Raw genomic sequence first — 18,031 nt, forward strand, 5'->3', positions numbered from 1 at the left:
GACAGGCTTATTTGCTGCCGGCCACATGGACCCCGGACCAGTGCCCGGGAGGTGATTGTTCCAGCCCGGCCAGACGCTGGCGCAGGATGCCATAAAAGCCTTGCAGCTCTGACCACGGCTCGGCGGACAAGCGATCCAGTGCGGCCAGTGCGGCGGCAAACTGGCCATCCAGGTACAGGCCGATCATCGCCATGTGGCGCTGCGCGAAAGCCTGGAACTGCGGGCAGGCAGCCAACTCTGCATCCCCGAGCAGCACATGCAGATCAACCGCTTCGGCGCGCCCGACCACCTGCACCCGGTCCAGCATCAGGGTGGCCAGATCCGGCACCTGCGCCTGCACCGCCCCGGTGATGAGCACATCCACCGCGTACTGCTTGGTCAGCCCCTCGACCCGGGCGGCGAGATTGACGGTGTCGCCGATGGCCGAATAGGAAAACCGCTGGGTCGAGCCGAGGTTGCCCACGCAGGCCAGGCCGGTGTGGAGCCCGATCCCTACCTGCAGTGCCTGGGCCTGGCCGGCGTTATGTGCCCGCACTGCCGCCACCATGCCCAGTGCCCCCAGGCAGGCCTTGCGCGGATGCGCATCGATGTCCAGTGGCGCATTCCAGAACGCCATGATGGCATCACCGATGTACTTGTCGATGGTGGCCTCGTGGGCCAGCAGGACTTCGGTCATCGGCGTCAGCAGGCCGTTGAGCAGGGCGGTCAGGGCATCGGGCGCCAGCGATTCGGACAGGCTGGTGAAGCCACGGATATCGGAAAACAGCACGCTGATCTGCCGGCTCTCACCGCCCAGACGCAGGGCTTTGGGATCCTCGGCCAGGCGCTGCACCAGGGTCGGTGACAGATAGCGCCCGAAAGCCTCGCGCACCTGGCGCTTTTCACGGTTACCTGCAAACAGCAGCAAGGGCATCATGCCGATGAACAGCAGGCCCAGGCTGAGCACGCCGGGCAACGGATCAAGCAGCCAGTGCTGGCGGCTGTATCCCCACCAGCTGGCCGCCAGCAGGCCACCCAGCAGCACCAGCAAGGCCAGGCTGGCCGGCAGCGCGCGGCCGGGCAGCATCGCCAGCAACAACACCCCCCCGGCCAGCAGGGCCAGCAGCACTTCTGCCCCGCGTGCCCAGTCCGGGCGGATCAGGTACTGGCCATTGAGGGCCTGGTCCACCAACTCGGCATGCACGTTGACCCCGGGCACGGCCGCGGCCAGCGGTGTGGCCACGATATCGCGCAGGCCGATGGCCGAAGTGCCGATCAACACCACACGCCCGTCCAGCACGCCATCGTCCAGCGCCGGTGCGTCCTGCAGCAGCTGCCAGGCCGGAATCACCGGCATGTGCGGCATGCCCGAATAATGGATGCGCACGCTGCCATCGGCCTGGCTGGGGATGTCCAGCATGCCCACGCGCAGATCGGTCAAAGCCGGCTGCAGGCCGGCCTGCTCGCCACTGGCATCGCTGCTGCGCAGCTGCACGCCACTGGCTCCCTGGGCCACACGCAGCGCCTCCACCGCCAGACCGGGGTACAACTGGCCACCGCCCTGGGCGATCAACGGCATCTGCCGGATCACATTGTCCGCCGCCGGGGGAAAGGAAAAACTGCCGATGCCACTGGCCGCGGCGCTCAGTGATGGCAGGTTGTCCAGGCCACCGCGGTAGTCGGGCAGGTACTGGCGCGGGTCACTGCCGGCATGGGCGATGCCCGCCAGCGGTGCGCCCACGCTGCCGGATCCTTCGTTGCTCAGCGCCACCCCCATCACCACGCGATTGCGGGCAATGGCGGCGGCAAAGGCCAGATCGTTGTCCAGCAGCTCCGGTGCCAACCCGGCCTGCAGATGGATACCGCGCTGCTGCAGGCGTTCCACCTGGGCCAGCAAGGAGGTGCGGTCGGCTTCGGTAAAGGCCATGTCGAAGGCAATCACGGCCGCACCGCGCTGGCCCAGCGCATCAACCAGTGCCCCCACGCGGTCGCGTGGCCACGGCCATTGCCCCAGCCGTGCCAACGAGGCCTCGTCGATGTCCACCACCACCACCCCGGGCTCCAGGGTAGCGCTGCGGGGCTGGGCACGCTGCCAACCATCGTGCAGCAGGGCCGTCAGGCGACCCATGCCGTCACGGAACACCACATCCAGCAGCAGGGCCAGCACCAGCAGCAGCATCCCGACCAGCACAAAGCGCAGCCGCTGCGGCAAGCGGGAAAAGCGTCGACGGCTCACGGCTGTTGTGCCCCGCCACTGCCATCACGGGTGCCACCGAACACCCCGCTGGCCGACCAGCCCGCATTGGCATCATCAGCCGAGAAGGTACCGATCATCGCGGCCGCCGGGTCGCTGCCATCGGAGGCAAAACCGGCCTGGTACTGGCCGTTGATATCGGCACCGTCACTCAACTCCCCCTGGAAGCCCCAGGCCAGCATGCCGCTGTTGTTGATGTCCAGATTGCTGCTGCCAAAGCTGCGGCCATCGAAATTACTGATCTGCAGGCTGCCCTGGCCACTGCCAAAATCCACCACCGCCTGGAAATCGCCCTGTACGCCATGGGTGATGTCCACCCCATCACTGACCATGCCCACCGCATGGCCGTTGTAGGTGGCCTGCCCGCTCTGCGGCAGCTCGGCCACCTCGCTGAGCTGGCCTGCCACCCAGTAACCATCAAAGGGGCCATAGCTGGTGCCATTGCCCTCGATGCCGGCATTCCAGCGGCCCCAGGTCAGGTAATCGCAGTCACACAGCAGGGTCGGATCGGCAGCCGACTGCAGGGTATTGGGCGCATTCGGATCAAGGGTGATGTTGCTGCCATCAAAATCATTGTCAGCGGCATAACGGCCCTCGCTGCCTTCCAGCTCCCAGCTCAGTCCCTCCCACTGCATGGGGGAAATCCGTGCACTGACCGTGCTGTTGGCGGTGCTGAAGGTCAGCTCTGCGGTACCCGGCATACGCGTCTGGCCACTGGCATCCAGCGCCCCGGCAAAGCCGCGATAGCTGCCCTCCAGGGTTTGTGCGGGTGCCGGCGCAGGCGCAGGCTCTGGAGCGGGTGCAGGCGCAGGTTCCGGGGCCGGCGCGGGAGCAGGCTCTGGAGCGGGTGCAGGCGCAGGTTCCGGGGCCGGTGCGGGAGCAGGCTCTGGAGCGGGTGCAGGCGCAGGTTCCGGAGCAGGTGCCGGCGGCTGCGGCATTGGCGAAGGCACATCGACAGGAGGCAATTGACGGATCAACTCCAGCAACTGCTGCTGCAGCTGCTGCTCGGCCAGTGCCAACCCGGGGCTGCCATCGGTCTGCAGCGGTTGGCTGCGGTCGGTGGTGTCCTCGGGCATCGGTGCCCCACTGAATCCGGCCAGCCCATTGGGCGCAGCGCCCAGGCCACCTGCATCACCGGCCAGGGGTTGGCCGGCACCCGGAGCACCGGCAGGCACCTGACCGGGGTTGAGCGGTTGCTGGATCGACGCATGGCGGATCACCCCGCAGCCATCGCCATCGGTACTGACCAACATCGATTGCCCGCCTGCCGACAACGCGCCACCGGCACCGTTGTTGCAGCTCAGGCTGACCCCATCACCGTAATGCAGGTCGATGCGCAGCGGCCCCGGGCCGTCACCGGGCAGGGCGAAATCCACGATCGCGCCACGGATGCCGGCGACCCCCACCGGCGTCTTCACCGTGGCCGACCCGCCCGGCTTGGATGCGGCGCCACCGATGAAACGCAACACACCCCTGCCGGCACTGGCCGCTACCCGCGCAGTCCCGCGCCGTGGGTCGTAGACGAACTCATCAATGGTCAGCGCCGAACGCGGGCCGATGGTGAAACTGGTGCCATCGGCCAGCAGGATCTGGACCACGCCGTTGGCATCGGTCTGGAAGTGCTGGTTGTGCAGCACATGGTCGCCCAGGCGGACCTGGCGCAGTGCGCCTTGGCCGCTGCGGCTGCTGGCCGCCGGCGAAACACCGGCAGCGGTGCCCACCTGTTGCGCCCAGGCCGGCACGCTGAGCAGCAGTGCGCTGGTGATGGCGATGGTCTGTGTGTGCTTGGCCATGGGAATCCTCAAAACTGCCAGGCCAGCGACATGCCGGCATAACGGTTGCTGTAGTCACGCAACGCGTAATTGGACTGCACGCGGCGCCAACCGGCGTACAGCTGCAACTGGGTGGCCGGTGTCAACGGCACGCTGGTGACCCACTGCAGCAGCTGCTCATCGCTGCGCTGGGCATGCTGCGCATCGATCACCGGCATCGGCGCGTCGGCATGCCGCCAGGCCTGCTGCAGGCTCAGCGAACTGGTCCAGGGCTTGCCGCCCTGGCCCAGCAGCGGACGGTGGCGATGGCTGGCGCCCAGCTGCAGACGTGGCTCGTGATAGCTGTCCCACGCCGTGCGTGCATTGCGCTGTTCCCAGACCAAGCCGGCCATCCATTGCCAGTTGTCGCTGCCCTGCTGCGAGAACAGCACACTGCTGCGCCAACGCTGGCCGGAAAAATCACGTGCCGAGGCCGAAGCCGCCTGCGGGGTGTAACGCTCATCGCGCCAGTCCAGCCCCAGCTGCAGCGCCGACTGGCGCGCCACCGACCAGCGCAGGCCACTGCTGATGCCGTGGTTGTTCTGGTAACGGCTGCCATCGAGCCAGCTCTGTGCCAGCACCAGCGAGGTCCACCAGCGTCCCTGGCGCAGGCCTGTCGCCTCCACCGACAGGTCCGGGCCGATGCGCAGTTCGGCCATCTGGCTGTCCAGCCGGTCCAGCTCGCGGTAATGGTTGCTGCTGGCATTGAAGGCCACATCCAGCAGGTGGCCGCTGCCGCCCAGGGGCTGGCGCTGGCGCAGGCCCAGGGCCAGCTGGGTGCTCTGGTCACTGGCCGCACGGGCTTCGGGAGCCAGCTCGAACTCCAGCCCGTTGAGGCTGATGCTGCCGATATCCGGCGCGGCGTTGGCATTGCTCTCCGCCCGCAGGCCGATGCTGGCGCGGCCACTGAAGCCCCCTTGCTGGCGGCGCTGCCCGGTGATCTGGGCCAGATAGCCGTTGATGCGCAGGCGCACATTGTCCGGAGTGTCGGCACGCGCCAGTACCTGCGCAAACAAGGCCTCGGCCTGGGCCTGGGCGCCAAGGCGGTAGTACAGCGCGGCCAGCTCCAGCTGCAGGCGTGGCGTGTCCGGATGCTGGATCAACAGGCGCTCGTAGGTGGCAATGGCCGCCTCGTAATCACCCAGCCGGGTGGACAGCACCGCATAGGCGAAGCCGGCGTCGATATCGCCCGGTTCGGCCAGGATGCGCTCGAACAACTGCCGCCGCTGCGCCTCCAGCACATCGACCTGGGCCGCATCGACCTGCGCCGGCAGGTTGTACTGCTGGTGCTGGGCATTCGCACTGCCGGCAAACACCCCGCCCAACACCGCCACCATCCAGGCGGCCTTGCCACGCCCTCGCACGACCTTGCTGCAAGCCTTTGCCATCCCCGTTTCCCTGCCCCCGGATTGCCGCTGGACAACCGTCAATGTTCGATAAACGTCACATTCTCGCCGAGCGTGGCATGCCTGCGTAAGAGCACAGTCAGACAAGGACTGGCCAGACCAGCAACCGCACGCTACCGTGCGCCGACCTCCCCGTGTGTACTGCCATGTCCCGCCACCCTGCCGATACCGCCCTGATCGTCGTCGACCTGCAGCCGGACTTCATGCCCGGCGGGGCCCTGCCCTGCCACCAGGGCGACGCCATCGTTGCACCGATTGCCGCGCTGCTGGCCAGCGGCCGCTACCAGACCGTAGTGGCCACCCAGGACTGGCATCCGGCCAACCATGCCTCCTTTGCCAGCCAGCACCCGGGCCACGCCGCCTTCGAGCAGATCATGCTGCACGGCCAGGCGCAGACCCTGTGGCCGGACCATTGCGTGGCCGGCAGCGCCGGTGCCGCGCTTGCAGAAGCAGTCAACTGGGATGCGGCCGACCTGATCCTGCGCAAGGGCAGCAATGCCCAGGTCGACTCCTACAGCGCCTTGTTCGAAAACCATGGCCCGGATGGCCAGCGCCCGGCCACCGGCCTGGCCGGCTGGCTGCGCGAACGCGGCATCAGCAGCGTCCACGTCTGTGGCCTGGCCCGCGACTACTGCGTGCTGTGGAGCGCCCAGGACGCCGCCGCTGCCGGCTTCAAGGTGACGTTCCTGTGGGACCTGACCCGACCGGTCAGCCCCGATGGCGACGCCCCGACCCGCACCGCCCTGGAAACGGCCGGCATCCGGATCGTTGAGGGGGAGTGCCAGTAACGAGTTGCGAGGAAAGAGAAACGAGTGAAGCCACAGCCGGCTCCCCCTCGTTCCTCGTTACTCCTCCGGGCAAGTAACGAGTAGTGAGGAAAGAGGAACGAGTGAAGCCACAGCAGGCTTCCTCTCGTTTCTCGCTACGCTTCCGGGCAAGTAACGAGTAGTGAGGAAAGAGGAACGAGTGAAGCCACAGCCGGCTCTCACTCGTTCCTCGTTACTCCTCCGGGCAAGTAACGAGTTGCGAGGAAAGAGGAACGAGTAAAGCCACAGCAGGCTTCCTCTCGTTTCTCACTACGCTTCCGGGCAAGTAACGAGTAGTGAGGAAAGAGGAACGAGTGAAGCCACAGCCGGCTCTCACTCGTTCCTCGTTACTCCTCCGGGCAAGTAACGAGTTGTGAGGAAAGAGGAACGAGTGAAGCCACAGCAGGCTTCCTCTCGTTCCTCGTTACTCCTCACTCGTTGCTCGCGGTTACCCACTCGTTCCTCGCCACCCCCACTCGTTCTTCGCTACTAACGGAACACCACCGTGCGGTGGCCGTTGAGCAGGATGCGGTGCTCGACATGGCGTCGGACGGCACGGGCCAGCACCTGGGATTCGGTATCACTGCCCAGGCGGACCAGGTCGGCCGGGGTCATGGCGTGGTCCACACGGGCCACGTCCTGCTCGATGATCGGGCCTTCGTCCAGGTCGTCGGTGACGTAGTGGGCAGTGGCGCCGATGATCTTGACCCCACGGGCGTGGGCCTGGTGATACGGCTGGGCGCCCTTGAAGCTGGGCAGGAAGCTGTGGTGGATGTTGATCGCCTTGCCGGCCAGCGTCTGGCACAGACGTGGCGAGAGGATCTGCATGTAGCGGGCCAGCACCACCAGATCGATGTTCTCGCGCTGCACCAGGTCGATGATCTGCTGCTCCTGCGCCGCACGGCTGTCCGCATCCACCGGCAGGTGGTGAAACGGCACACCGTAGGAAGTAGCCAGCGGGCCGAAGTCCGGGTGGTTGGAGGCCACCGCGGCAATCTCCACATTGAGCTGGCGGCTGTGGCTGCGGAACAGCAGGTCATTCAGGCAATGGCCCTGCTTGCTCACCAGCACCAGCAGGCGCGCCGGCTTGCGCGCATCGTGCAGTTGCCATTGCATGTCGAACTCGGCGGCAAGCACGGCAAACTGCGCCTGTACCGCCTCCCGTGCGGCCTGGCCGAGGGAGAAGTGCACACGCAGGAAGAAGCGCCCGCTCTCCTCGTCGCCGAACTGCTGGGCATCGAGGATATTGCAGCCGGCCTGGAACAACAGGCCGGAAACACGGTAGACAATCCCGGTGCGATCCGGGCAGGACAGGGTCAGGATGTAATCGTTCTGGCTCATCGCCTGAAGTCTAGGGCAAGCAGATGCTGCTCTGCACAACGGTCACCACTGCAACCGTTGCTGCCGGCTCAAGGCACATCACGCACGCACAGGCGCACCAGCCGGGCCACCAGCGGGCGCACCAGCAGCACGCAGGCAAAGGCCACCGGCATCGCCAGTACATAGGCGCGTCCAACCCGGCCCGGCAAGCCCGCATCAATACCGGTATTGGCCACGGTGATCACCGTACACATCAGCAGCGCCATGATCGCCGCCATCCAGAAGGCGAACACCAGCGGCATCATCTTCGGCGGCAGCCGCCAGTCACGCCGGCTCATGCGAACACCCCGCGCGCAGTGCGCGGCTCGCAACGCCGGTACTGCGGGGCCGCGGTCACCGTGGCGCCCAGCGCAGCGGCGGCATGCCAGGGCCAGCGAGGGTTGTAGAGGATGCCGCGGGCAATGCCGATCGCATCGGCCTGGCCACTGGCAACAATGCCTTCGGCATGGGTCGGCTCGGTGATCATGCCCACCGCGATCACCGGCATGCCCACCTGCGCCTTGATCGCCTGGGCCAGCGGCACCTGGTAACCCGGGCCGACCGCAATCTGCTGGCGCGCATCCAGGCCACCGCTGGAGACATGCAGGAAATGGCAGCCACGCGCGTCCAACACACGGGCCAGTTCGATGCTCTGGGCCAGGTCCCAGCCGCCTGCCACCCAGTCGGTGGCCGAGATTCGCACGCCCACCGCCATGCCATCGCCGACTGCAGCCTTGATGGCATCAAACACCGCCAGCAGCAGGGCCATGCGGTTTTCCAGGCTGCCGCCCCAGCGGTCGCTGCGCGTGTTGCTCAATGGTGACAGGAACTGGTGCAGCAGATAACCGTGGGCGGCATGGATCTCGATCAGCTCCAGGCCAAGCGCCTGCGCCCGCGTTGCCGCACTGACGAAGTCGGCAATCAGCGCATCGATACCCGCCTGGTCCAGGGCCTGCGGGGCAGCTTCGTGCGCGGCATATGGCTGCGCACTGGCCGACACCGTCGGCCAGCTGCGCGCATCGTCAGCGGCCATCTGTGCCCCGCCCTCCCAGGGGCGGTGGCAGGATGCCTTGCGTCCGGCATGGGCCAGCTGGATGCCCAGCGGCATCGCCGACCACTGGCGGATGCCGGCCAGCACCGGCTGCCAGGCCGCCTGGCAGGCCTCATCCCACAGGCCGGTATCGGCCCAGCTGATGCGCCCGTTGGCCTGCACCGCGGTGGCTTCGATGATCAACAGGCCAGCTCCGGACTGGGCCAACTGGCCGTAATGCATGGCATGCCAGCTGCCGGCATGACCGTTGTCGGCCGAGTACTGGCACATCGGCGCAATCACGATGCGGTTGGACAGGGTCAGCGGGCCCAGGGCAAGGGGCGAGAACAGGTGGCTCATGGGAATTCCAGCGGCAGGGCGTTCAGCCTGTCATTGCAGCGCGGCGGCCGCCGGCCGGCAAGGGGCAGCGGCGCAACAGCGTGTTGTGGGCCTCAGCCCAGGGCCCGGGCCAGGGCGGTGGCGATGTCGTCCTCGCACTTGAGCTGGGCCAGGTCATCGGCCCGGGTCACGCCACGGTTGAGGATGGCGATGGGCCGCTGCGCAGCGGCGGCCGCCTTGAGGAAGCGGAAGCCGGACCAGACCATCAGCGAGGAACCGACCACCAACACCGCATCGGACGCGTCAAGGTGGGCCTGCACCGCGGCGACCCGCTGCCTGGGCACAGACTCGCCGAAGAACACCACGTCGGGTTTGAGCAGGCCGCCACAGCGCACACAGGCCGGCACGTGGAAGCTGGAAAAATCGACCTCGTCCAGGTCGGCATCACCATCGGGCGCCAGACCGGCCGGTCGGTCCACCCAGGACGGGTTGGCGGCCACCAGGGCCTGCTGGAAATCCGTACGTGCACTGCGCGTGCCACAGCCCAGGCAGACGATGGCATCGAGCCGGCCGTGCAGGTCGATGACACCGGTGCTGCCGGCGGCCTGGTGCAGCCCATCCACGTTCTGGGTCACCAGGGCCTGCACGCGCCCACGCTGTTGCAGCGTGGCCAGCAGATGGTGGGCGGCATTGGGCCGGGCCATGCCGAAACGTGGCCAGCCCACCAGCGAACGCGCCCAGTAACGGCGTCGCCCCGCCTCGCTGCCGGTGAAGGCCTGGAAGGTCATCGGCGGCGGCCGTTTCCAGGCCCCGTCACGGTCGCGATAGTCGGGGATGCCCGAGCCGGTGCTGATGCCGGCACCGGTAATCACCAGCAGGCGCCGGTGGGCAGCAATGAAGGCGGGAAGGGTCTGGGTCATCGACCCAGCCTGCCGCCTCACGCCAGTGCTGGCAAGCAGGCTCAGGCCTGGTCTGCGTCGTGGGTTGCCGGCATGCGCGGCACCGCCGTCGGATGACCGTCAGCATCCAGTGCGATCATCACAAACTCACCGCGGGTACACAGCTTGCGGGTACCGGTCTGCAGGTCTTCGGTGACCAGTTCCACTTCCACTTTCATCGAGGTGCGGCCGACCGAGACGATGCGGCCGATGGTTTCCACCATCTGGCCGACGCGGATCGGCAGCTTGAAATCCACCTGGTCCGAGCGGGCGGTCACCACGGTGCGGCGCGAGTAGCGGGCCGCGGCGAGGAAGGCCGCCTTGTCCATCCAGGCCAGGGCCTGGCCACCAAACAGGGTGCCCATGTGGTTGGTGTGGTTGGGGAACACGATCTCGGCCATGCGTACTTCCAACGGCGGATCAGTCTGCGGAATCGGGGTCATGTGATGTCTTTGGCTGTGCACCGCAGGCCACGGTAAGCGATACCGTGGCATGGGGCTGTGTGGGGACGCCAATTTTACGCCCCCACCTGCTGAATACGGGCCAGCGGCATGTACAGCCATATTCAGCATGGGCGTTTTCCCGGCTCAGAACGCCATGTCGAAGGCCACTTCACCCTGCACGCCGACCTGGTAGGCCGAGGCCCGGCGCTCGAAGAAGTTGGTCAGTTCCTGCACGTCCTGCAACTCCATGAACGGCAGCGGGTTGCGCACGTTGTACTTGCGCGCCATGCCCAGCTTGGCGAAGTGGTTGTCGGCGCAGTGCTGCAGGTACTGGCGCATGTCGTTGGTGGAAATGCCGGCCACCCCGCCGGAGAGCACATCTTGCGCAAACTGCAGTTCGCAGGCGATCGCCTCCTCCAGCATCTGGTAGACCTGCTGCTCCATCTGCGCATCGAACAGGTCCGGCTCTTCGGCACGGATCGTGCGCACGCATTCAAAGGCAAATTCCATGTGGCAGCTTTCGTCGCGGAACACCCAGTTGGTGCCCGAGGCCAGGCCCGGAAGCAGGCCACGCGAACGGAAGTAGTACACATAGGCGAAGGCGGCAAAGAAGAACAGGCCTTCGATGCAGGCGGCAAAGCAGATCTGGTTGAGCAGGAACTGGCGACGCTGCTCGCGCGTTTCGATCCGGGTCAGGCCCTGGATCGAATCGATCCACTTGAAGCAGAAATCGGCCTTGGCCTTGATCGAGGCAATGTTTTCAACGGCCGAGAATGCCTTGTTGCGCTCGTCCGGGTCGGGCAGGTAGTTGTCCAGCAGGGTCAGGTAGAACTGCACATGCAGCGCTTCCTCATACAACTGGCGCGACAGGTACATGCGCGCTTCCGGCGCATTCAAGTGCTGGTACAGGTTTAGCACCAGGTTGTTGGACACGATCGAGTCGCCGGTGGCGAAGAAGGCCACCAGGCGGTGGATGAGATGGCGGTCGGCCGGGCTCATCTTGTCGTGCAGGTCGGTGATGTCGATCTGGAAGTTGATCTCCTCCACCGTCCAGCTGTTCTTGATCGCGTTGCGGTACATCTCGTAGAAGTCCGGGTAACGCATCGGGCGCAGGGTCAGCTCGAAACCCGGGTCGAGCAGCATCTGGCGGGGAACGAGTGTAGAGGAACGAGCAACGGGAGCAGAGGTGGTATCAACTGGGTTGGACATGGGGTGTTTCCTGATTCGCGGTGGGGCAGCCATGCGCGATGGTGCCCAGGGAGAGAGAGAGGGCCGTGGCAATGCACTACCGCAATGCCGTCATCTGGCAAAAAGCCATGGCACTGGCAGAAGCAGCCTGCCGCTGTTCGATACAGATCCCGGCCGAAGAACGCTTTGGTGTTCGTCTGCAGATCACCCGCGCTTCCGTGTCCATTCCCAGCAACATCGCCGAAGGCTGGTCACGCGAACCACGCAAGGAAAAATCACAATTTCTGGCCATTGCACAGGGCTCACTTTCCGAACTGCATACCCAGTTGCTGCTGTGCGAACGCCTTGGCTGGATAAGCTGCGCCGAGCTGCAGCCGACATACGGGCTGATAGATGAAGCCAGCCGCATGCTGACCACGCTCAGACGCAGATTCAGAAGCTAGAAACGAGTGAAGAGAAACGAGAAACGAGGAACGAGGAACGAGGAACGAGTGGAGCGGATCAATCGCTTTTGCATTGCCTTTACTCGTTTCTCTTTCCTCACCACTCTTTCCTGCTTTACTGGCATGCCTCGCAGGCTTCCGGGTTCTCCAGCGAGCAGGCCACCGCTTCGGCAGGGCTATAGCTGGACACGGTGGTCTTGGCGATTTTGGTGGCCGGGCGCGAGCGCAGGTAGTAGGTGGTCTTGATGCCCTGCTTCCAGGCGTACATGTACATGGAGGACATCGCGCCGATGTTCGGGCTTTCCATGAACAGGTTCAGCGAGGCGCTCTGGTCGATGAAGGCACCGCGCTCGGCGGCCATGTCGATCAGCGCACGCATCGGCAGTTCCCACGCGGTGCGGTAGATGTGGCGCAGCACCTGCGGAATCTGCTCCAGCTGCTGGATCGAGCCATCGGCCAGCTTGATCGCATCGCGCATCGGCTCGGTCCACAGGCCCAGGGCCTTGAGCTCGGCCACCAGGTGCTTGTTGATCTGCAGGAAGTCGCCGGACAGGGTTTCGCGCTTGAACAGGTTGGAAACCTGCGGCTCGATGCACTCGTAGCAGCCGGCAATCGAGGCGATGGTCGCGGTCGGTGCAATGGCGATGATCAGCGAGTTGCGCAGGCCATGGGTGGTGATCCGCTCACGCAGGGCATCCCAGCGTGCGGGATCATTCGGCACCACATTCCAGGCATCAAACTGCAGCTGGCCCAGGGCGGCGCGGGTGTCGTCGAAGGTCGGGTGGCGGCCACGTTCAATGGCCAGCTCGCACGAGGCTTGAAGCGCATGGAAATAGATTTCCTCGGCGATCTTTTTGGACAGCTCGCGGGCAGCTTGCGAATCAAAGGCCAGGCGGTTGCGGAAGAACACGTCCTGCAGGCCCATGCAGCCCAGGCCCACCGGGCGCCAGCGCAGGTTGCCGTGGCGGGCGGTTGCGATCGGATAGAAGTTCAGGTCGATCACCCGGTCCAGCTGGCGCACGGCCAGGCGCACGGTTTCGGCCAGCTTGTCGAAATCGAAGCTGCCATCGGCACCCACATGGTTGGCCAGGTTGATCGACCCTAAGTTGCACACCGCGGTTTCCGCGTCGGAGGTGACCTCCAGGATCTCGGTGCACAGGTTGGACAGGTGGATCACATTGCCCGGGCGCAGGGTCTGGTTGCTGGCCAGGTTGCACTTGTCCTTGAAGGTCATCCAGCCGTTGCCGGTCTCGGCCAGGGTGCGCATCATGCGCGCGTAGAGCTTGCGCGCCGACACCTGCTTGGCCGCCAACCCTTGCGCTTCGGCCTGCAGGTAGGCCTGCTCGAAGGCCGGGCCGTACAGGTCGGTGAACTCCGGCACCACCTTGGGGTCAAACAGCGACCAAGCCTCATCACGCTCGACGCGGGCCATGAACAGGTCTGGCACCCAGTTGGCCAGGTTGAGATTGTGGGTGCGGCGCGATTCGTCGCCGGCGTTGTCACGCAACTCCAGGAAGTCCTCGATGTCGGCATGCCAGGTTTCCAGGTAGACGCAGGCCGCGCCCTTGCGCTTGCCGCCCTGGTTGACCGCCGAAACCGACGAATCCAGGGTCTTCAGCCACGGCACGATGCCGTTGGAATAGCCGTTGGTGGAGCGGATCAGCGAGCCGCGCGAACGCACCCGGGTGTAGCTGACACCGATGCCGCCGGAGAACTTGGACAGCTGGGCGATGTCGCCGTACTTGGCATAGATCGAGTCCAGCGAATCGGTCGGCGAATCGAGCAGGAAGCAGGACGACAGCTGCTCGTGGCGGGTACCGGCATTGAACAGGGTAGGGCTGGACGGCAGGTAATCCAGGCTGCCCAGACGCTGGTACAGGGCCAGGGCCTCGGGCACATCCTCGCTCAGCGCGCTGGCAATGCGCAGGAAGAACTGCTGCGGGGTTTCAATGACCTTGCGGTTGTGCGGGTGGCGCAGCAGGTAACGGTCATACAGGGTGCGCAGGCCGAAGTAATCAAAGTTCAGGTCATAGGCCGGGTCTATGGCATCGTTGAGCTTGCGTGCGTTGACCTGCACGAACTCCAGCAGGCGGTCGTTGATCAGGCCGACCTCATGGCCATGGGTGACCGATTGGGAGAACGCATGGATGCCCTGGCCGGACACTTCCTTGGCAATGAAGTTGGCCAGCAGGCGCGCGGCCAGGCGGCCGTACTCGGGCTCTTCGCCGATCAGCAGGGCCGCGGTGCGGATGGACAGTTCGTCCAGCTCGGCGGTGGTGGCGCCGTTGTACAGGCCGGAGATGGTGCGCGTGGCCACCCGCATCGGGTCCACTGCATGCAGGCCCTCGCAGCAGCGGCCGATCGCGCGCACGATCTTGTTCAAATCCACCGGTTCGATGCTGCCATTGCGTTTGGTCACGCCCATCGCAGTGGCGGTGGGGGGCGGGGTCAATTCAAAACCGGCCTGGGCCGGAGCGGTGGCAGTATCGATAGCGGTCATGTGGGCGCCTGCGGTTGATCAGGAATGCACACAGGCTCCTGCCCGCGCAGGAAGCCCTGGCCAGCCAGCAGGTCGATGATCGGGATCAGCGGTGTCGCGGCTGCAGCGCTCAACGGCTGTGCTCCAGCCGCGCGCATGCTGCCACTTCACCAGCCGTCTTCCCCTCGAAGACTCCGCAGCCGGCACCGCGCGTCGTGCATCGCGCGGCTGTCGGCAGGTCTTCGGACTTTGGGCGCGAAGGTGGTTCCACCTTCTCCTTGCCCGTCGCTTCCCAGGTCGCCGTTGGCGTCCCAGTGCATTGACGGGTTCGTTCCCATTTACCGCTGCGGGGCAGTGCTGGAATGGCCTTGGCAGGCGTCACCAGCTTCCCTTTTCATCCTGCCAACCCGTGGGCCGGCAGGAACCGACGACCACAAGATACGGTGCAGATGTGACAACTGCAACACCAGATGTTGGGCACAAACTTGTGGACAACCCACGCCACGCCTTGCCCTGCAAGGTTTGCCCGGGTTTGCCCGCGCCGGCAGCAAGGCTGGCGCAAACGAAGGCAAAACCTGCTTCAATGCCGGCCCGCATCCGGAAGCCTGGCGTGAAGCAGAAGATCAAATGGATTGGCGTGGCCATGGTGGCCGTTGCCCTGGGACTGTCCTTCCACTACAGCAACGGCTGGCTGCAGCTGTGCGCCGGGCTGGCGCTGTTTCTGTTCGGCATGCAGTGCCTGGAGCAGGGCCTGAAGGCCCTGGCCGGCGGGGCGATGGAGCGCTGGCTGGGGCGCAGCACCGCCACCCCGGCACGCGGCCTGCTGTTCGGCGCTGCCGCCACCATGGCGCTGCAGTCCTCCACCCTGGTCTCGCTGCTGACCATCGCCTTCCTCAGCACCGGCTTGATCCAGCTGGCCGGGGCCATTTCGGTGCTGCTCGGGGCCAACCTGGGGGCTACCAGCGGTATCTGGCTGCTGGCCCTGGCCGGGCAGAACCTCAGCCTGTCCGCCGTTGCCCTGCCCCTGCTGGTGTTCGGCGTGCTGGCCCGCTACACCGGCAAGCGCGGCAGTGCCGCCGGCCAGCTGATCATCGGCATCGCCTTCATCTTCCTGGCCATCGACCAGATCAAATTCGGCTTCCAGGCCATGGCCAGCATCGACCTGGCCCGTTACAGCGCCGAAGGACTGGCCGGCACCGTGTTGTTTGTCGCTGTCGGCGCCCTGCTCACCGTGGTGGTGCAGTCCTCCCATGCCACCTTGATGCTGACCCTGAGCGCGCTGGCCGCCGGCCAGCTGGCGGCCGAGCAGAGCCTGGCCATTGCCATCGGCTCGAACGTGGGCAGCAGCGTCTCCACCGCAGTGATGGGCTGGATGGGCGGCAACCGCGCCGGCCACCGCCTGGCCGTGGCCCATGTACTGTTCAATGCCAGCACCGCCGTGGTGGCCCTGCTGTGCCTGCCCCTGCTGCAACTGGCCGTGCAGGCCATCACCGCCTGGTTCGGCATGGGCAGCAATACCCTGATCCAGCTGGCCCTGTTCCATACCCTGTTCAATGCCATCGGGGTGGCCCTGTTCTGGCCACTGCAAAGCGCCCTGGCCGGCACCCTGCTGCGCTGGATGCCCGACCCGGATGCCCCCACCAGCCTGATCGGCCAGTTGGCCGCCGGCAGTGTGCAACAGCGCTCGCCACACCTGAGCGACAGCGCCCTGCACAGTGCCGACAGCGCCACCCTGGCCATCAACCAGGAGCTGCGCCGCCTGGGCCGGTTGAGCCTGGAGGTGATCGGCCAGGCCCTGTACTGCCCACCGGATGAACTCGATGCTCCGGTTCGCGACAGCCCGGCCCTGCGCCAGCGCATCGCCAGCAGTGGCATGGACAGCGATGCGCTGTACCGGCAACTGGTCAAACCGGTATGGAGCGAGCTGCTGCACTTCATCAGCCGCTTCGAACTACCGCTGGATCCGGCCCAGCAGCAGCTCTGGCGCAATGGTCAGGGCGCCGGCTCGCAGCTGGTCAAGGCGGTCAAGGATGCCCATGCCCTGCAGGCCAACCTGCAGCGTCAACTGCAACCGGCGCACGCCGACAGCGCTGCAGCCGCCGCTTGGCTGAGCCTGCGCTGGGAGCTGCTCTGTGCCCTGTCCTGCCTGCGCAGTGGCAGCCGCCACAGCAATGATGCGCAACGCTGGCGGGCCCAGTTGCAGCAGCTCGGTCCGCAGCTGCTGCAGTTCGAGCAGCAGTTCAACGCGCGGCTGTTTGCCGATGTCCGCCAGGGCAGTATCGACAGCCATCAGCTCAGTTCGCTGATCAATGGCCTGGGCTACACCAAGCGCATCGTGCACAACCTGCAACAGGTGATGCTGCTCGGCGACGGCCACAGCCAGGCACTGCCCTGGCGCGGGTTGTTCAACCGCGACGAACCGACGTCAGCCCCCCACCCCGACTGAGCCGCCACATCCCCCAAGACTCCTGCCCGGCCCCCGTCGGCAGGGATTTTGGGTGCCGGCAGCAGCGCCACCCGCTGCCGCCGGCAGGCCTGAACGGCTGAAGCTGACTGCAATCACCCATGGCCGCCGGCAGGTTCGTATTGCAGTGCACAACCTGCCCTAGAATCGGGCTTCCTCTCCCGTGATGGTTCCAATGAACAGCCCTGACGTCTTCCTGCGCGGCAGCATCGTTGCCCTGGTTACCCCTTTCCATGAAGACGGCAGCGTTGACTACCCCACCCTGCGCAAACTGGTGGACTGGCATGTGGCCGAAGGCAGCGACTGCATCGGCGTGGTCGGCACCACCGGGGAATCGCCCACGGTCAACGTGGAAGAGCACTGCCAGATCATCCAGGTCGCGGTGGAACAGGCTGCCGGGCGCATCCCGGTGATGGCCGGTTGTGGCGCCAATTCCACCAGCGAGGCCATTGCCCTGGCCGAACATGCGCGCAGCGTCGGCGCCCACAGCCAGCTGCAGGTGGTGCCCTACTACAACAAGCCCGGCCAGGAAGGCCAGTACCGCCATTTCCGCGCCATTGCCGAGGCCACCGGCGACCTGCCGATCGTGCTGTACAACGTGCCCGGGCGCACCGCGGCCGACCTGCAGCACGACACTGTGCTGCGCCTGGCCCAGATCGACGGCATTGCCGCGATCAAGGAAGCCACCGGCAACCTGGAACGTGCCCAGTGGCTGATCGCCCAGGCGCCGAAGGATTTCGCCATCTTCTCCGGCGATGACGCCACCGCCATCGCCCTGATGCTGCTCGGCGGCCATGGCAATGTCAGCGTCACCGCCAACCTGGCGCCGCGCCTGATGCACCAGCTGTGCGCCGCCGCCATGAGCGGCGACCTGGCCACCGCCTGTGGTATCCAGCAGCGCCTGCTGCCGCTGCACAAGGCCCTGTTCTGCGAGGCCAACCCGATCGGTGTGAAGTGGGCCGCCGCCCGCCTCGGCCTGTGCGGCCCGGCCCTGCGCCTGCCCCTGACCGAACTGGAACCGGCCAACCAACCGGTACTGGAAGCGGCCCTGCAGCAGGCCGGCCTGCTCGGCTGAAGCCCGCCGGCAGGTTC

The 18,031-nt window shown here is 66.0% G+C and carries 14 protein-coding genes and 1 riboswitch; of the genes, 4 read left to right on the plus strand and 10 right to left on the minus strand.

Annotated elements, in window-relative coordinates:
- Nucleotides 1-7 precede the first annotated feature (7 nt).
- Genes ABB30_RS06065 through ABB30_RS06075 form a run of 3 tightly spaced genes read right to left on the minus strand, consistent with a single transcriptional unit; the run spans nt 8 to nt 5,432 of the window.
- Nucleotides 8-2,215, minus strand: a complete 2,208-nt coding sequence (locus ABB30_RS06065; RefSeq protein WP_152980601.1) for a CHASE2 domain-containing protein — start codon at nt 2,213-2,215, stop codon at nt 8-10.
- Nucleotides 2,212-4,026: a FecR family protein gene (locus ABB30_RS06070; RefSeq protein ID WP_057637416.1), complete on the minus strand. Its 1,815-nt coding sequence runs from the start codon at nt 4,024-4,026 to the stop codon at nt 2,212-2,214. Before ABB30_RS06070 ends, ABB30_RS06065 begins: the two co-directional genes overlap by 4 nt.
- Nucleotides 4,027-4,034: 8 nt before the next feature.
- Nucleotides 4,035-5,432, minus strand: a complete 1,398-nt coding sequence (locus ABB30_RS06075; protein ID WP_057637417.1) for a surface lipoprotein assembly modifier — start codon at nt 5,430-5,432, stop codon at nt 4,035-4,037.
- A gap of 164 nt (nt 5,433-5,596) precedes the next feature.
- On the opposite strand from ABB30_RS06075, the gene pncA reads away from it, so the two are divergent.
- Nucleotides 5,597-6,238 (plus strand): bifunctional nicotinamidase/pyrazinamidase, encoded by a 642-nt coding sequence (gene pncA / locus ABB30_RS06080; protein ID WP_057637418.1) that lies wholly within the window; start codon nt 5,597-5,599, stop codon nt 6,236-6,238.
- 507 nt (nt 6,239-6,745) lie between these two features.
- On the opposite strand, the gene purU is transcribed toward pncA, so the two are convergent.
- The 6 genes from purU to ABB30_RS06110 form a co-directional block, all read right to left on the minus strand.
- On the minus strand, nt 6,746-7,597 hold the full coding sequence (gene purU, locus ABB30_RS06085) for a formyltetrahydrofolate deformylase (protein ID WP_057637419.1): 852 nt from the start codon (nt 7,595-7,597) through the stop codon (nt 6,746-6,748).
- 68 nt (nt 7,598-7,665) lie between these two features.
- Complete coding sequence (locus tag ABB30_RS06090; RefSeq protein ID WP_057637420.1) at nt 7,666-7,914, minus strand: DUF2798 domain-containing protein; 249 nt, start codon at nt 7,912-7,914, stop codon at nt 7,666-7,668.
- The gene (locus tag ABB30_RS06095; RefSeq protein WP_057637421.1) at nt 7,911-9,005 is read right to left on the minus strand and encodes an NADH:flavin oxidoreductase/NADH oxidase; all 1,095 of its coding nucleotides are present in this window, start codon (nt 9,003-9,005) and stop codon (nt 7,911-7,913) included. The genes ABB30_RS06090 and ABB30_RS06095 overlap by 4 nt, the downstream gene beginning before the upstream one ends.
- Nucleotides 9,006-9,097: 92 nt before the next feature.
- Entirely contained in the window at nt 9,098-9,904 is an 807-nt protein-coding gene (locus ABB30_RS06100) for an NAD-dependent protein deacetylase (protein ID WP_057637422.1), read from the minus strand.
- A gap of 41 nt (nt 9,905-9,945) precedes the next feature.
- On the minus strand, nt 9,946-10,365 hold the full coding sequence (locus tag ABB30_RS06105) for an acyl-CoA thioesterase (protein ID WP_057637423.1): 420 nt from the start codon (nt 10,363-10,365) through the stop codon (nt 9,946-9,948).
- A gap of 144 nt (nt 10,366-10,509) precedes the next feature.
- Complete coding sequence (locus ABB30_RS06110; RefSeq protein ID WP_057637424.1) at nt 10,510-11,508, minus strand: ribonucleotide-diphosphate reductase subunit beta; 999 nt, start codon at nt 11,506-11,508, stop codon at nt 10,510-10,512.
- A gap of 137 nt (nt 11,509-11,645) precedes the next feature.
- Between ABB30_RS06110 and ABB30_RS06115 the strand changes: the two genes are divergently transcribed.
- Nucleotides 11,646-11,996, plus strand: coding sequence for a four helix bundle protein (locus ABB30_RS06115; protein WP_057637425.1), 351 nt, complete (start codon nt 11,646-11,648; stop codon nt 11,994-11,996).
- A gap of 115 nt (nt 11,997-12,111) precedes the next feature.
- On the opposite strand, the gene ABB30_RS06120 is transcribed toward ABB30_RS06115, so the two are convergent.
- Nucleotides 12,112-14,496, minus strand: a complete 2,385-nt coding sequence (locus ABB30_RS06120; protein ID WP_057637426.1) for a ribonucleoside-diphosphate reductase subunit alpha — start codon at nt 14,494-14,496, stop codon at nt 12,112-12,114.
- A gap of 195 nt (nt 14,497-14,691) precedes the next feature.
- Nucleotides 14,692-14,919: riboswitch (cobalamin riboswitch) on the minus strand.
- Between the two features lie 166 nt (nt 14,920-15,085).
- Between ABB30_RS06120 and ABB30_RS06125 the strand changes: the two genes are divergently transcribed.
- Together ABB30_RS06125 and dapA are read left to right on the plus strand one after the other, a co-directional pair.
- Nucleotides 15,086-16,921, plus strand: a complete 1,836-nt coding sequence (locus ABB30_RS06125) for a Na/Pi cotransporter family protein (RefSeq protein ID WP_057637427.1) — start codon at nt 15,086-15,088, stop codon at nt 16,919-16,921.
- Nucleotides 16,922-17,114: 193 nt separating this feature from the next.
- Nucleotides 17,115-18,014, plus strand: coding sequence for a 4-hydroxy-tetrahydrodipicolinate synthase (dapA, locus tag ABB30_RS06130; RefSeq protein WP_057637428.1), 900 nt, complete (start codon nt 17,115-17,117; stop codon nt 18,012-18,014).
- Nucleotides 18,015-18,031: the final 17 nt, after the last annotated feature.

It is taken from the genome of Stenotrophomonas ginsengisoli, assembly GCF_001431485.1.
GTDB classification, from domain to species: Bacteria; Pseudomonadota; Gammaproteobacteria; order Xanthomonadales; family Xanthomonadaceae; genus Stenotrophomonas; species Stenotrophomonas ginsengisoli.